Annotated in this window: 13 protein-coding genes and 3 tRNA genes; 6 read left to right on the top strand and 10 right to left on the bottom strand. The window is 50.5% G+C overall.

Annotated features, from left to right (window positions below):
* Positions 1-516: 516 nt before the first annotated feature.
* From AC2IBB_RS09445 to AC2IBB_RS09420, 6 genes are all read right to left on the bottom strand, one after another.
* Entirely contained in the window at positions 517-1,929 is a 1,413-nt protein-coding gene (locus AC2IBB_RS09445; RefSeq protein ID WP_486332627.1) for a peptidoglycan DD-metalloendopeptidase family protein, read from the bottom strand.
* Between the two features lie 212 nt (positions 1,930-2,141).
* Positions 2,142-2,567 carry a TraR/DksA C4-type zinc finger protein gene (locus tag AC2IBB_RS09440; RefSeq protein WP_486332626.1) on the bottom strand — a complete coding sequence of 142 codons (426 nt, stop codon included), beginning with the start codon at positions 2,565-2,567 and terminating at the stop codon, positions 2,142-2,144.
* Positions 2,564-3,478 (bottom strand): GTP cyclohydrolase FolE2, encoded by a 915-nt coding sequence (folE2, locus tag AC2IBB_RS09435; RefSeq protein ID WP_486332625.1) that lies wholly within the window; start codon positions 3,476-3,478, stop codon positions 2,564-2,566. Before folE2 ends, AC2IBB_RS09440 begins: the two co-directional genes overlap by 4 nt.
* A gap of 53 nt (positions 3,479-3,531) precedes the next feature.
* Positions 3,532-4,866 carry a dihydroorotase gene (locus AC2IBB_RS09430; protein WP_486332624.1) on the bottom strand — a complete coding sequence of 445 codons (1,335 nt, stop codon included), beginning with the start codon at positions 4,864-4,866 and terminating at the stop codon, positions 3,532-3,534.
* Between the two features lie 2 nt (positions 4,867-4,868).
* Positions 4,869-5,288 carry a phosphoribosyl-AMP cyclohydrolase gene (hisI, locus tag AC2IBB_RS09425; protein ID WP_486332623.1) on the bottom strand — a complete coding sequence of 140 codons (420 nt, stop codon included), beginning with the start codon at positions 5,286-5,288 and terminating at the stop codon, positions 4,869-4,871.
* Between the two features lie 93 nt (positions 5,289-5,381).
* Positions 5,382-5,843, bottom strand: coding sequence for a Fur family transcriptional regulator (locus AC2IBB_RS09420; RefSeq protein WP_486332622.1), 462 nt, complete (start codon positions 5,841-5,843; stop codon positions 5,382-5,384).
* Between the two features lie 454 nt (positions 5,844-6,297).
* Between AC2IBB_RS09420 and AC2IBB_RS09415 the strand changes: the two genes are divergently transcribed.
* The 4 genes from AC2IBB_RS09415 to AC2IBB_RS09400 all read left to right on the top strand — a co-directional run bounded on the left by AC2IBB_RS09415 (position 6,298) and on the right by AC2IBB_RS09400 (position 8,794).
* Positions 6,298-6,906, top strand: a complete 609-nt coding sequence (locus AC2IBB_RS09415) for a MarC family protein (RefSeq protein ID WP_486332621.1) — start codon at positions 6,298-6,300, stop codon at positions 6,904-6,906.
* 7 nt (positions 6,907-6,913) lie between these two features.
* Positions 6,914-7,804, top strand: coding sequence for a LysR family transcriptional regulator (locus AC2IBB_RS09410; RefSeq protein ID WP_486332620.1), 891 nt, complete (start codon positions 6,914-6,916; stop codon positions 7,802-7,804).
* Between the two features lie 180 nt (positions 7,805-7,984).
* Positions 7,985-8,314 (top strand): DUF7352 domain-containing protein, encoded by a 330-nt coding sequence (locus tag AC2IBB_RS09405; protein ID WP_486332619.1) that lies wholly within the window; start codon positions 7,985-7,987, stop codon positions 8,312-8,314.
* Between the two features lie 36 nt (positions 8,315-8,350).
* Positions 8,351-8,794, top strand: a complete 444-nt coding sequence (locus AC2IBB_RS09400; protein ID WP_486332618.1) for a phosphate-starvation-inducible PsiE family protein — start codon at positions 8,351-8,353, stop codon at positions 8,792-8,794.
* Between the two features lie 91 nt (positions 8,795-8,885).
* Here AC2IBB_RS09400 and AC2IBB_RS09395 read toward each other — a convergent pair.
* From AC2IBB_RS09395 to AC2IBB_RS09385, 3 genes are all read right to left on the bottom strand, one after another.
* A tRNA-Glu gene (locus tag AC2IBB_RS09395) sits at positions 8,886-8,960 on the bottom strand.
* A gap of 24 nt (positions 8,961-8,984) precedes the next feature.
* Positions 8,985-9,059: transfer RNA gene (locus tag AC2IBB_RS09390), tRNA-Cys, on the bottom strand.
* Between the two features lie 156 nt (positions 9,060-9,215).
* Positions 9,216-9,289, bottom strand: a tRNA-Ile gene (locus AC2IBB_RS09385).
* Between the two features lie 248 nt (positions 9,290-9,537).
* Between AC2IBB_RS09385 and rtcR the strand changes: the two genes are divergently transcribed.
* The gene (gene rtcR, locus AC2IBB_RS09380; protein WP_486332617.1) at positions 9,538-11,172 is read left to right on the top strand and encodes an RNA repair transcriptional activator RtcR; all 1,635 of its coding nucleotides are present in this window, start codon (positions 9,538-9,540) and stop codon (positions 11,170-11,172) included.
* A gap of 16 nt (positions 11,173-11,188) precedes the next feature.
* Here rtcR and AC2IBB_RS09375 read toward each other — a convergent pair whose 3' ends face one another.
* The gene (locus tag AC2IBB_RS09375; protein WP_486332616.1) at positions 11,189-12,874 is read right to left on the bottom strand and encodes a S8 family peptidase; all 1,686 of its coding nucleotides are present in this window, start codon (positions 12,872-12,874) and stop codon (positions 11,189-11,191) included.
* A gap of 376 nt (positions 12,875-13,250) precedes the next feature.
* Here AC2IBB_RS09375 and AC2IBB_RS09370 point away from each other — a divergent pair, with 376 nt between their 5' ends.
* Positions 13,251-14,570 (top strand): Na+/H+ antiporter NhaC family protein, encoded by a 1,320-nt coding sequence (locus AC2IBB_RS09370; protein ID WP_216739618.1) that lies wholly within the window; start codon positions 13,251-13,253, stop codon positions 14,568-14,570.
* Positions 14,571-14,588 lie beyond the last annotated feature (18 nt).

The raw sequence follows: 14,588 nt of genomic DNA, 5'->3' as shown, positions 1-14,588 counted from the left end.
CTCAGGAAACGAAAATGCACGAAAGTGCTGAGGTAACCTAGCCACTTTTAACTGGATACTCTGGCTTATTTAAATTCTATGTTTGGATTCGAACGCCCGAGTGAATCTAAGGTTTCAGACTGAACCATCCAAATCGCTGACGCTAGTGACCGTCGAATCGCTGCTTCCATGACTAGCATTACAGGAAGAGCCCCATATCTGTCAGAAGCGGCCCTCATCACCTGATATTGTCCAAAAAAATATAGCACAACCCCAATGTCCGTTTCGGGTCGAAAGCAGTCTTTATGCGGGTATTAGTCAACAAAGTGCAGTTTTATGGTTCAGAGAAAGTGCAGTTTTATGGTTCAAATAACACAAAGAGTTGAATATCAACTCTAACAAATAAGCGCTTAATAGCGCTTTTTTTGTTTCTAGCCTTAAGCACAAACCACACTATCCCCCCTCAAACGAAACCCGCGCCCATTATTAAAAGGCTGTGGATAGCACCGAGTTTTTATCTCCAAAATAATTGAACCACTATAGGTTTTCTTTTTGAGCGGGATCAGTAGCTTTTGGACTTCCACTGGCGGGATGCTCAACACGTTTGGCCATCTGGTTCTCATCAAGCATCAATGTCTGCATCCTCTGCACATGCATACGAAAACTGGCGATATCGGCAGCGGGAATGGATTGAAGCACCGGTATATCAGCCGTCATGGGATTAACCGGTTTGCCTTTGATATGCAATTCATAATGTAAGTGTGGCCCGGTAGAGCGACCGGTGTTACCAGACAAAGCGATAACCTGACCACGCTCAACAAGCTGCCCCTTAGTTACCAATATCTTGCTTAGGTGCAAATAACGCGCTGAATATGGGCCAAATTCATCAATTGCAATATATTTGCCTGCATAGCGATGGTTGGCGACGCGAGTGACGCGACCATTACCCGTCGAGATCACCGGGACGCCAACCGGCATAGCGAAATCAACGCCGTTGTGTGGCGCGTAACGCCCAGTTACAGGATGAAGACGCCGAGGATTGAATGGTGAGCTGATGCGAAACCGTTTTTGCGTTGGGTACCGTAATAACGCCGGAATTAAGCTGGCTCCATCCGCATCGTAATAAGAGCCATCGCCGTGGAGATAAGCGCCAAACTCCTTGCGGCGTGCATTGATACGCGCCGCGAGTAATCGGTCATGACCGATGGCTGCGCCGTCGATGACCTCACGCTCAATCAATACTTGAAACTGATCCCCAGCACGAAGGTCGCGACGAAAGTTGAGGGCGTTCTTCAAGAGCTGATGTATGGTCATGACCATATTTTCCGAGAGACCCGAATTAGAGGCAGACACAAAAAAGCTGCCAAAAACCTCCCCGCGCACAACTTCCGTGATCCAGGTCGTCGGCGTCAAGGTTTCATCGTAGACATAGCGACCGTCTGCGCCACGCAGATAGCTGACGGCTTTACTGGGGTCAACCACGAGCGATAGCGCATATAGCTTATTTGACGAATCAATTCGGAAGGAAAGCCGGTCGCCCGGCCGCAAGACATCCAACGCCAAATAAGGCTCATCAGCTTCAAGAATCTCGTAGAGTTCAGTTATGGGGAACTGGCTTTTCCTGAAAATCGCTTCGAGTGTATCGCCCGGCTCCACCGTGTATTGTAGATCGCGAAGTTTTTCCTCTTTCAACGCTTCGTCTGAGGCGTGAGTGCGCGCTTGGTGCGCCTGCTCAACCCCATCCATTTGCTCTTGGCTGCGCTGTTGACTGATGGAGACCTGCGATATGGAGGACTGATCAGATAGGGAAATCCTTGCCTGTGACGAAGCGCCGCTATACCAGTACAAGCCGGCAAGCGCTATCAACCCGAATATAATTTGAATTAGAGCAAGCGTCTGCTGACTGCGCGCCACATGATCAAGCACCATTCGCCAGCCTTTTATTTTCATAACATTAAATCCAGAGAAGGCATCATACCTTCCCTTACAAAAACCATATATTAACGAGTGATGTGTAATCTTTTTACTTCAGCCTATTACGTGTCTATATCTTAGCTTTCAGAAACAGGTCCGCTTTACTGGACGCAGCAATATGTAATGCTGAAACACCTATCACCTGTGTTTGAAGAGTCGTTAAAGAAAGTATTTTCTTTTATTAAGGATCAACCTTTGTAGTGATGCTCTTTGATTTCTTTCAGCGCCTTAACTTCTGCGCAATACTCAGCGGTAGGTCTCGCCAGAAGACGTGGAATCCCTATCGGCTCACCTGACTCCAGGCAATAACCATATGTTCCCAGGCGGATACGCTTCAGCGACTGTTGAATTTTAGGCAACAACTTTTGTTCTCGGTCAACTATTCGGAGTGCAATGGCGGATTGTTCCTCACGAGAAGCGCGATCATTCTCATCGCTAAAGTCCATCGGTCCGGTTATTTGATCCCTGGCTTCTTGTATTCGATCACAGGTTGATTCATGAAGCGCTATAAGCCGATCCTTAAAAAACGCGAGCTGTTCAGCACTCATATAATCCGATTCAGGCGCGGCGAGAATTTCCCTTTCGGACAGCTGTTGTGACTCTAACGACTTCATAACATTGCTCCTTTGGAATATTTTTGATCGATCACCACAGCATTGTGCGCATGCAAACTTTCTTGGTGCTCCACTTTGAACCAGTAGTCTTCAATCCATGAGGATTGCTCCAGCAAGGTTTTGACATTCCGCGCAGCATCCTCGCAGAACATTAGGTTGTTAGCATTCAACCGGGCAAACTCTTGCTCGTCAGTACGCTTAACCATGGTTTGAACCGGCGTACCAATCGCTTCTTCGATTTGCATAATGAATGATGACAAGGAAGGCCAACCATGATTTCCAAGCAATAAGTTCAAATAGGCGTATGACCGCTGACTATGCGGAGTGGCGACCGTGGACGTGAGCGCCCATGACAGCAGCTCTTGTTTGTCGATACGCGACGTTGAGAATTCATTATCTATAGCGTCGGAAAATAACTGGCGTGAAAGAGCCGCTGAACAAGGACAAGTACTTGAGTAAGGAACAGTAACTTTCAGGCTATAATCGTACTTTTCACTTAAACATTGGCCGCCTATTTCGATACGATAGGCCTGAAACCCAGTTTCATTGCTTAGAAGCGAGTGCTTTGGCAACAGTAAATCAAACACCAATTCAACCTTTGCGTTTCTGCTGATCTTTCCTTGAGAAGCCACCATGTTTCTCAGCAGTAAGTCGAGTCCTTCCTTGTCACACACCCGAGAGGCGAGTTGATTAAGAATCCCATGTAAGCGCGACATATGAATGCCTTTCTCGGCAGCGTCATCGAGACTGACATACACATTCGCTTTTGCAGGCAGCGATTGCTGTTTCCCGCCGCCAATATTAAGAGTGAGTGGAACGGCGATATCTTCCATGCCCACCCACTGTAAAGTATAAGTTTCAAATCCGATGCGGGTTTTTGCGATATCGGGTAGTGCTTTTACTATTTGCATTTAATTTCCGTTTGAATAAATAGGTTAGTTTCCAATGCTTAAAAAGCTGATACCTACCGAGAAAAGGCAAGCGCCATAGCAGACGGTTTTCCTGAGACGACGCCATCATCGCCAAACATACATTGACCATTAACCCAGGTACTTTTAATCCGCGAAGAAAACACCTGCCCAACGAAAGGTGTCCAGGCGCAGCGGTACAAACTATTTTCGTGCGTAATCGTTGTTGAGGACTGGCTGTCGATAAGAACCAAATCTGCATAATAACCCTCACGGATAAACCCACGCCCAGTAATGGCGTATCGAATTGCGGGGTTATGTGCGGTTTTCTCAACTACCTGAGCTAAGCTAAGACGTCCATGCTTCACATGCTCCAGCAAACTCAATAATGCATGCTGCACCAGCGGTAACCCTGCTGGGGCCTGATCATAATCAAGCTGCTTCTCCTCCAAGGTATGAGGGGCGTGATCTGTTGCAATAATGTCAATCTGACTGGTATGCAGCGCCTGAATTAACGCATCTCGATCGCTCTGGCTTTTAATTGATGGATTACATTTAATTAAATTACCTAAACTTGCGTAGTCTTCTTCGCTAAACCATAAATGATGAACACAGGCTTCAGAAGTAATATGTTTATTCTCAATGGAGCCCGACTCGAACAGCCCCAATTCCTTTGCCGTTGTAATATGTAATACATGCAGCTGACTTTGGTGTCTCTTGGCCAGACTAACGGCATAGGAAGAAGACTCATAACAGGCGTTGACGTTGCGAATCCTGGGGTGATCTTCAATAGTCAATACTGCTTTTGAGCGTAGAAGCGCCTCTCGACTTTTTTGAATGACGGTGTTGCTCTCGCAATGCGTAACGATAAGCACGGGAGATTCACGAAAAATGGCTTCGAGAGCTTGAGGGGCTTCTACTAGCAAGCCCCCTGTCGATGCCCCCATAAATACTTTTACACCGCAGTGCCTGGCAGGGTCGAGTTGCTGTATTTGTGCAAGGTTATCTTCAGTCGCCCCTAAATAGAATGCATAGTTAGCATATGATCGCTTTGCGGCGATGGCGTATTTTTGATTGAGGGCCTCAATGGTTGTCGTGGCAGGGTTGACGTTAGGCATTTCCATATAGCTGGTAATACCTCCCGCCACTGCTGCGAGAGATTCGCTGGCGATGGTTCCCTTATAAGTTAAACCAGGCTCACGAAAATGCACCTGATCATCAATCATGCCAGGCAATAAATAGCAACCACCCGCTTTAATGATGCGATCCGTGTGTTCTGCTCTAATATCAGTCGCTATCTTTTCAATTTTAGAGCCGACAATACGCAGATCCATTTCTCTGATCTGACCTTCATTCACCACGCGGGCGTGTTTTATGAGCGTGGCGGACATGGTTACGCACAGCCTCTCTCTACCCAAACGAGCTGTTTATCGGGTTCGACTTGTAGATAAAAGCACGTCTGTCTGCCTGTATGGCAGGCCGCGCCTTGTTGTTCGACCAGACAGAGAATAGCGTCGCCATCACAGTCAAATGACATGGAGACCAACCTTTGCACGCGCCCGCTAGTCTCACCTTTGACCCATAACCGTTGACGGCTTCGCGACCAGTAAGTCATGCGTCTGGTTGAAATGGTTTTTTCGAGCGCCTCAACGTTCATCCAAGCGAACATCAGTATGGACTTAGTGCTGGCGTCTTGCGTGATGACAGGCATTAAACCCTGCTCATTAAAGGCAAGCTTATCTATGACATCAGGTAACGCCAGCGGGCTGTTGCTACTGTGCTGTTCTATGCCAATAAAATAGTCGCGCTTCATTAGATGGAGCCCACCGCCGATAAGCCAATGGGCAACTTATCCGTTATTGCTTGCGTTGCCTTCATAGGGGAGTTTTCCAGGTTTTCGGTCAGGTTAGGCGGCTTGTGCGAGGCAATCCTCACACAGGCAGTTCATTTCTAACTGGGGGCTTGTCAGCTTGAACCCAGCTTCTTGTACGCTCTGCTGAAGCTCAGTGATCGTGGCAGGTTTGACGCTGATTTCTTTCACTTTGCTGCATTTTTGGCAAATCAAGAATTGCGGGGCTGCATGAGCATGATCACAACTAATATGCGCACACACGACATACTTGTTTGCAAGGTTGAGCTTATGCACCAGATTTTCCCCTTTCAAAAACTCTAGAATGCGGTAGACCGACATTGCAGGTATAACCTCGCCGTAACGCTCCTTGCAGAAATTGATCAGTTCATATGCGGAAAGCGCCTTTTTGGATTGAATAAGCCCGGCTAAGACTTGTTTTCGTTTTACTGTTAAGCGTGCGCCATGAGCTTTGCATTGCTGCTCTGCTTTATGAATGATGTTATCAACGTGATTCATGATCACCACCTAATCTCGATCCCAAGTTTATTCCGTTCCAGCGAGACTACGTCTTGCCGAGCTTGACTCACCGCCCTGTTCGTCGCCCTCCAGCTGCCGGCTCTCTCTAAGCGCGCGATAAAATGCATCCATTACTCACTTCTATTGTTTTCTGTTTCTTTGTAGACCGATTACTTTTTCACCATCAGGATACGTTATATCATATCTTTTTATAAGTAAAGTGCGCCATCGAAACAGCGATGGATCAATTATTCGCCTATTCGCCTTAACATGAGCGCCGCACGTAAAACCGTTCTGGAAAGTAACCACGAAAGCCGGCAGATCCGGTGAAGCTTGAATGAAATGCCGCCCAATGGGAGTTCATATACACTTCTATAATCTAGAAATGGGCTGGCGGCCTTGGCCTTCCCCCCTGCGCTCGCCTCGAGTCGTTAAGAGATTCAGGATTGATAAGATGCATGAGTTCATCGCCACGTTTGTATTCTTCTTCGCTGTGATAGATCCAATTGGAACCATTCCCGTATACATGGCTGTGACCGCAGGGATGACGGAACCGGCTAAACGGAGAGTGGCGGCCAAGTCCATCGCCATTGCAGCCGCTGTGCTGGTGTTTTTTGTTATCGCAGGAGAGCTGATCTTAACCAGCATCGACATTCCTTTGTCCGCTTTTCAAGTGTCAGGGGGGATCATTTTATTTCTATTTGCGCTAACCATGATCTTTGGCGAGAGCAAGCCCGAAGAAGAAATCAAAATGATTAACAGAGAGTCCGAGACTGCGACCTTTCCGCTGGCTATTCCGTCAATCGCCAGCCCTGGAGCTATTCTGGCGGCGGTATTGCTGACAGAGAATAATCGATTTGATCTATGGGAGCAGTTTCTGACCACCGCAATCATGTGCCTGGTATTGTTCGTTACTCTCATCTTGATGCTGCTTTCAAGCTTCATTCACAAGTTTGTCGGCACACTGGGAACGAGCATTATTAGTCGGGTGATGGGAATGATTCTTGCGGCGTTGGCCGTGACGAACATTTTGTCTGGAATTCAGGTATTTTTCGGCTTGTAGGAGCGCCATGCCTAGTTCAATCAATTTCAAGCACTTATATTACTTCTGGGTGATAGCCAGGGAGGGTTCGCTAGTAGCAGCCAGTCGAGAACTGAGTCTGGCGCCGCAGACGTTGAGCGGTCAGCTGGCGTCTCTGGAAAGCCAACTAGGAGGGCTTTTATTCAAGCGTCAGGGCAAGCAACTGGTGTTGACCCATCTAGGTCATACTGCGCTGAAATACGCCGATGAGATGTTCAGGGTCGCTGAGGAGCTGAAACATGTGACCTCAATGATTACAACTCAGCAGGCCATCAAGGTTTCCGTGGGTATTTCAGCATCAATTCATAAGCTGTTCGCCTATCGGATGCTGGAGCCGGCAATGAAGCTGGAGCGTCAGGTGGATTTCAGCTGCCAAACAGGACAGGTTGAATATTTAGTGCAGGAGCTGGATCACCATCGGTTCGATATTGTCCTGGCTGACCGCTTGCCAACGATACAGCGAAGCAGCTCCATCCACTGGTACAAACTTGAAGAGTCGACCATCAGCCTGTTTGCAGCGCCCTCTCTTGCAAAGGATTTGCGCTCCCGGTTTCCTAAGAGTCTTCACGGCCAGCCTTTCCTGGCGGCTACGCTGGAATCGCCATACTTTCATCAGTTGATGCAATGGTTAAATAATCAAGGCATCAAGCCTGTTGTGCGAGCAGAAATTGATGACAGCGCTCTGATAAAAGTTTTTGGCGCCCATGGCTTGGGAGTCTTCGCCGCTCCCACCATCGTAGCGGACGAGGTATGCAGACAGTATCAGGTTGAATCGATCGGCAACATAGACGTGGTAATGGAAAATCTGTTTGCGATCACCAGAAGTCGTCTTTCGGGCAATTTGGCTGTCGAGGCGATCTGTAAACGCTACCAGCGCTGACGCCCTTGCAGTGGGCTCGAACGATATTTGAGTGAGTCATTAGCGTCGTCTACTTCATCATGAGGTTCTCACCTGCAAATAGATCGAAAAAGACGTATTAACGATACCAGATAATCTGATTTTATCTGAGCATGAGTTATCGCAGACTGCCTGTGTCGAACACATAGGGGAGAATCCGAGATGAAAACGATTCATAAATATCGATTGCAAAGTGGAGCGGTCATTAACACCCTGAATTTACGTCAAGGTTATCGTATCGTTCGCTCAGAGTACTTATTGACAGAAAAAGCTGTTTTTATTTGGGTGGAAGAGCCACTTTCCGTCGCTGTGCCTTTCGTTGCTACAGAGTTCGTTGTCGTTCTAACCGGGGAGCCTGTGCCAATGAACTACGTATACAGAGATACGGCACTGGATACCTTCGGCCCCGAGGCCTTCCATGTTTATGAAGTTCCTTCGGGAGAGCAGCAAACCATAGGCTCCAAAGAAAGGGGCAAACTACGAGCAGCCTGAAAAGGCTGCTTTAACGACTTCGAGGATGAGGTGAGTATGAAGATCGACAATAACGACAGGCTGATTGGTTACCTGCAGCATATTATCCACTGGTCTGTTCGGGTATTGGCAATTCTCATGGTGTTTGTGATTGTCATGGGGGTCGTGGATGTTGCCTGGACGCTTTACCAGAAGCTAAATGCGCCGCCTCGCTTCATACTCACTATCTCAGATATGCTCGCCACCTTTGGCGCTTTTATGGCGGTGCTCATCGCGATTGAGATCTTTATCAATATTACCGTTTACCTGCGGGAAGATGTCATTCACGTCAAAATTGTATTGGCGACAGCTTTGATGGCCATTGCGCGGAAAGTAATAATACTGGACACGGAACAAGCCGACCCCATGTACATTCTGGCTTTGGGGGCAGTTGTTCTGGCAATGAGCGTCGGATACTGGCTTATTCACCGATTACCCGACTCAAGGCATGTCGGTGAGTAATGTTGTGGACAAAGGCACCCAAGGACCCGATGTAAGTCTGTGTTTATTCACAACGCGGCTGACGCCTTATCATTTCTACGCGTGAAAGTATTGGTGCGCCAGGACGGAGTCGAACCGACATTGCAAGGTTGAAAACCTTGAGTCCTCACCATTAGACGACTGGCGCAATGGAACGTGGATATTTGCGTATTGGAGAGGTCGGCGGGATTTGAACCCGCGATCGTCAGCTTTGCAGACTGATGCATTACCGCTCTTCCACGACCTCTATTTGATATTAACTTGTCAATGATATTGGCGTGTTAATCATCAGGCGCATGGATGCGCCTGCGCGGCGGCTAGCCGCGGGAGACAGGGACTGACATGTGCAAGCCCTGTCGTTGCAGACAAATAGAAGGAAGCTATTTGTCTGCCTGATTAATAGTGCCGCCTGTCGGACTCGAACCGACAACCTATGGCTTATGAGGCCAGTGCTCTAACCGATTAAGCTAAGGCGGCGTAAAGTGGCTCTCTTTCGCAGACGAGCCGGATTCTGAAGGTATGGCTGCCAGCCAGAATCTATGGTTGTTATAGCGAGCGGCGTGCCAACTTATTTTTACCTCACCAAATCGCATCATAAGAAATTGTTTTGTAACGACTTATAAAATTACCGAGCAAAAAACACAGCATTGGACGTAGCTTGTACGCGCCGCAATTAATATCATGCTTGATATCAAAATATTGCCTTGGATACGCCCCAAATTTCGATGAACAGCAAAAATATCGTCCTATCCATTCTCGGCACGACTTTGGATGTCGTGTCCAAGCGTCGCGGTAAGTTTGAGAAGCGCTGGGAGCGCTGGCGGCCGAATGTCTCCATCACTCAACGCGCCGAGGTCTTCCCGGTGGATGAGCTGCATTTGCTCAGCGCCGGTAAAGACATGGCGCTTGCCGAAGAAGTTTCTGCGGACATCAATGTCGTTAGCCCAAATACGCATGTCGCCATCCACGATGTTAGCTTTACTTCCCCATGGGAGCTGGAGGTCACCTATCTGCAGTTGCGAGACTTTCTTTCCGACTTCAGGTTTGACCCCAGCGCCAATTATTTTTTCCACATCACGACCGGCTCGCATATTCAGCAGATTGTTATCTTCCTGTTGCACGAATCGCGACTTTTTCCTGGCAAGCTGTTGCAAACAGCGCCACCGAAAGAAGGTTCGACCGAGCCGCGCCACCAGATCATCGACCTGGATCTTTCCAGATACGACGCAATTGCGGAGCGGTTTCGTAAAGACCATCTTGAAGGCGAAGATTTTCTCAAATCCGGCATTCAGACCCGCAACCCGGCGTTCAACCGGATGATTCAGCAAATCGAACTGGTCGCACAGCGCTCTATCGCGCCCATGTTGATCACCGGTCCGACCGGCGCCGGTAAGTCCCATATCGCACGCCGTATCTACGAGCTGAAGAAGAAACGCAATCTGGTAAGCGGCGACTTTGTGGAAACTAACTGCGCCACCCTGGTGGGCGACAATGCTATGTCCACCTTGTTCGGCCATAAAAAAGGCGCATTTACCGGGGCCGTGGATAAGCGGGACGGCTTACTGAAACGCGCGGATAAGGGCATGGTGTTTCTTGATGAAGTCGGCGAGCTGGGGCTGGATGAACAGGCCATGCTGTTACGCGCCATCGAAGACAAATGCTTTCTGCCCATGGGCGCGGACCTGGAGGAGAAAAGCGACTTTCAGCTGATCGCCGGCACCAATAAAGATCTTCGCAAAGAAGTACGAGAAGGTCGCTTCAGAGAGGACCTTTTTGCGCGCATCAATTTGTGGACTTACCGCCTCCCCGGTCTGGCGGAGAGGAAACAGGACGTTGAACCCAACATCGAGTACGAACTGGATCGATTTGAGCGTAACCATGGCGAGAGAGTGGCGTTCAACAAAGAGGCTCGCGCCCGCTATCTTGAGTTCGCATTGTCTCCTGAAGCGCTTTGGCCCGCCAATTTCCGCGATCTTAACGCCAGCATCGTGCGCATGGCCACCCTGGCGGACAAAGGGCGCATTAAGACGGACCATGTGGACGAGGAGCTACAGCGACTGCGTTATTTATGGTCGCATGCAGAATCGCCGGCGATGGCGAGCAGCTTATCTCTGGATGATTTTCTGGCCCAATATCTCGACCTCGAACAGCTTGAGCACGTTGATTACATTGAGAAAGTGCAACTGAAAGCCGTCATCGAAGTATGCAGAAACTGTCGGGATGGCGCAGAGGCGGGACGCACTATTTACAATGCATCCCGGCTTCGCAAAAAACAGACAAACGACTCCCACCGATTGCGTCAATATCTGGCCAAGTACGGCCTTCACTTTGACAGCATCAGGCAAGTCAATTCAGTCTGAATGGAAATAGCGGCAGCTAGGGTTTACGCCAACTGGCGGTAACGCTGACGCCACGATAGCTATGGCGTCCGCGCAACCCGATAAACCATACGCCGGGTTCGGGATTGGGAAACACGCATTGCTCTTCATTGCCGTCTATAAAAGGGCGGCAGTCATATTTATTCGGTGTGGGACGCACATCGTCGGCGACATAAAGGTCCACATCCCCCGTCCCACCAAAGCTCCTGACCACCATTTCGATGGCGCCGCGCGGTACTTCAAAGCGATAGTAGTCCCATTCGTTCTCACCTCCTCGCAGATTCTCCAGCCTTAACACGCCCCGCTCCGGCAGCGGCAGATCGCCATTCAGCGCCGCCAGCGCCCGTGCTGCGTCAGCGATGCCTGCGCCGCATCCACCGTCGCAATCCCCAGGCAATGGCCTCGCCCCCAATTTGATTGCGCTTTCGATCCGCCCCGGCGTGGCTCCAGGGTCAGCTTCATACAGGAGAGCCGCTATCCCGGCCACATGGGGCGTCGCCATACTGGTGCCTTGATAGAACTGATAGGACTCCTCCCCCGGCACAGTCAGGCCTGCATTCCAAATGGACAAAACCCCATTGCTGAGCACCTCAGTTTCGCCGCCCGGCGCAGAGACGTCGACTTTGCGGCCAAAATTGGAGTACCAGGCGCGTGCGCCCGCTTTGTTATTCGCAGCGACCGCTACAACGCCCTTACAGTTCGCTGGCAGAAACTGACGAACATCCGCATTGGCGTTACCAGCGGCGACGACCACCGTGACATTACGCTGACGCGCCATGTTAATGGCCGACTGCATGGTCCCGCCACAACGTCCCTGCCCTGTCAGGCTCATATTGATGACTTTGGCGGGATGCAGGTTCTCCGGCGCGCCATCCACCGAAACGCCTACAGCCCAAACCAGAGCGTCCGCAATATCCGACAGATAACCTCCGCATTTGCCCAGTACGCGGACCGGCAAAATACGCGCGTTAAACGCCACGCCAGCAACCCCGACCTGGTTATTGGTGACGGCGGCGATCGTTCCAGCCACATGCGAACCATGCCAGCTTGAGTCTTCCGCTTCCGCTCCATCGTAACATTCGTTTTGCGCCACCCAGTCCCCTGGGTCGCTGGCGTCAGCGTCGCGCCCGTCGCCATCATTGGCGACAACTGGATCGCTGATAAAGTCGTATCCGGTAACGACATTGGCGTCCATATCCGCATGGGTGACGATTCCCGTATCCAGCACCGCCGCCACGACGCCTGAACCGGTCGCCATGCTCCATGCAGCAGGCGCGTTGATGCCCGCCACTGCATCAAAATATCCCCATTGCTCACCATACCGCGGATCGTCAGGCGCAGCCGCCTTATGCAGCAATATGTCCTCCTCTACATCCAAAATGCTGGCGTCGCTGAGTAAATCTTGTTGCAACTGCGCCAGCTCAGTCTGCGTCAGCCGGCGTTTAGCCTGATACAAGCGTCGAGAGCCAACCGCGAGAGGGCGTAGATAATCAATGCTTTGCAAGGCGCTGCGCGCAGCGGGGGAGATTAAAGAGAAGGAAGCAGAGGATGGGGACGTCGAAACGTCGCCTGCATAGTGAATAATAAGTCGCTGCGGTCGGAGAGCGGAGTCTTGCGCTAAAGCGCCCTCTCCCTGAAGTCCTGTCAATACTACTGCCGTCATCAACAACAAAGCTAATCTCATAACAATCATTCCTTGACTCAAGTTGCATAAAATACTGCAGTGAACAGCCAGCGCTTCCCTACTTCCGAGGATGTACAGTAAACCCGACGCCCGGAAAAGCTGACAGTTCGTTGACTCTACGAAAAACTTATGACGCGCTCAAGGCGACGTCTGAACGCCTCGCAGGAACTGAGAATATAAGAATCTGTTTTTGCGCCAAATATTTCTTTATGACCTTAAAACGGCGCGACTTATAACCGAAACAAAGCACCCGATCACGATAAATTATTAGAGATTAATTTTCCGTTACCTATAATCTTTCGCCTTTTTATAGTCCGCGATCTGTATCTGTACAGAACGGGTTGGCTCTTAATCATTCGTGGAATACAGAAGTAATATGTCCCAAGCATCTCCCTTAGCTTTGCTTCCGCTGGCGCTGTTTCTGGCGCTGTTTGTCGGCAGCGGCCTCTGGTATCAGTCAGAGGGCGTTGAGTACGCCTTTTATCAAATCTCCGCGCCGGTCGCGATCCTGCCCGCTATTCTACTAGCGGTAATGATGGCGCGCGGAACCTTGAATGAGCGCATAGAAACCTTTATCAAGGGCGTCGGCGACAACACAATCATCACCATGGTTCTGATTTATCTGCTGGCGGGCGGTTTCGCCAGCGTCGCCAAAGCCGTGGGCGGCGTGGACGCTACAGTTAACTTCGGACTCAGCGTGATACCGCCTTCTCTGGTATTGCCAGGGCTGTTCATCATCACCGCTTTCGTCGCTACCGCCATGGGCACCTCCATGGGCACCATCGCCGCTATCGCCCCTATCGCGGTGGGCGTTGCTGACGCAACGGAACTCCCCATGCTACTGACTATCGGCACCGTAGTAGGGGGCGCCATGTTCGGCGACAACCTGTCTATTATTTCCGACACCACCATCGCCGCCACTCGCACCCAAGGCTGCGAAATGCGCGACAAGTTCAAACTGAACTTTATGATCGCAGCGCCAGCGGCGGTGCTGACCTTAATCTGGTTGTACTTCCAGAGCAGTAACGCTGTGGTGGAAGCGCCCAAAGACTATGAGTTGATCCGCATCCTGCCCTACGTCGCCGTACTGGCGCTGGCGGTATTGGGCGTCAACGTCATGCTGGTGCTGTTCAGCGGTATCGTGCTGGCAGGTGGAATTGGTCTGTTCATGCAGCCTGACTACAGCGTGGCGTCCTGGTCCAAGGACATCTACGCCGGCTATACCGGCATGCAGGAAATTCTGATCTTATCGCTTTTGATCGGCGGCCTGGGAGCCATGATGAAGTCTCAGGGCGGCCTGGACTGGCTGGCGAAAACCATCGACCGCATCAGCAGACTGGGCGGAGCCAAACAACACACCAGCCGCGCAGGCGAACTGAGCATCAGCGCCACCGTCGCCCTGACCAACGTCTGCACCGCCAATAACACCGTCGCGATTCTACTATCCGGCAGTCTGGCGAAAGATATCGCCGACCGTTATCAGGTCGACCCACGCCGCAGCGCCAGCCTGATGGACATTTTCTCCTGTGTCGTCCAGGGCGTCATCCCCTACGGCGCACAGGCCCTGCTGGCCTCATCCCTGGCCAAAGTCTCTCCAGTAGAACTGATCGGCAACATCCAATATTGCTGGCTACTGGGACTCATGGCGCTGATATCGATTGTCATCGGATTGCCTAAAGGCAAAGTCCAAAGTTAATGACTTGAATTGGAAGCC

Source organism: Hahella sp. NS-SX17 (assembly GCF_057367735.1).
This window is presented reverse-complemented; position numbering and strand designations above follow the sequence as displayed.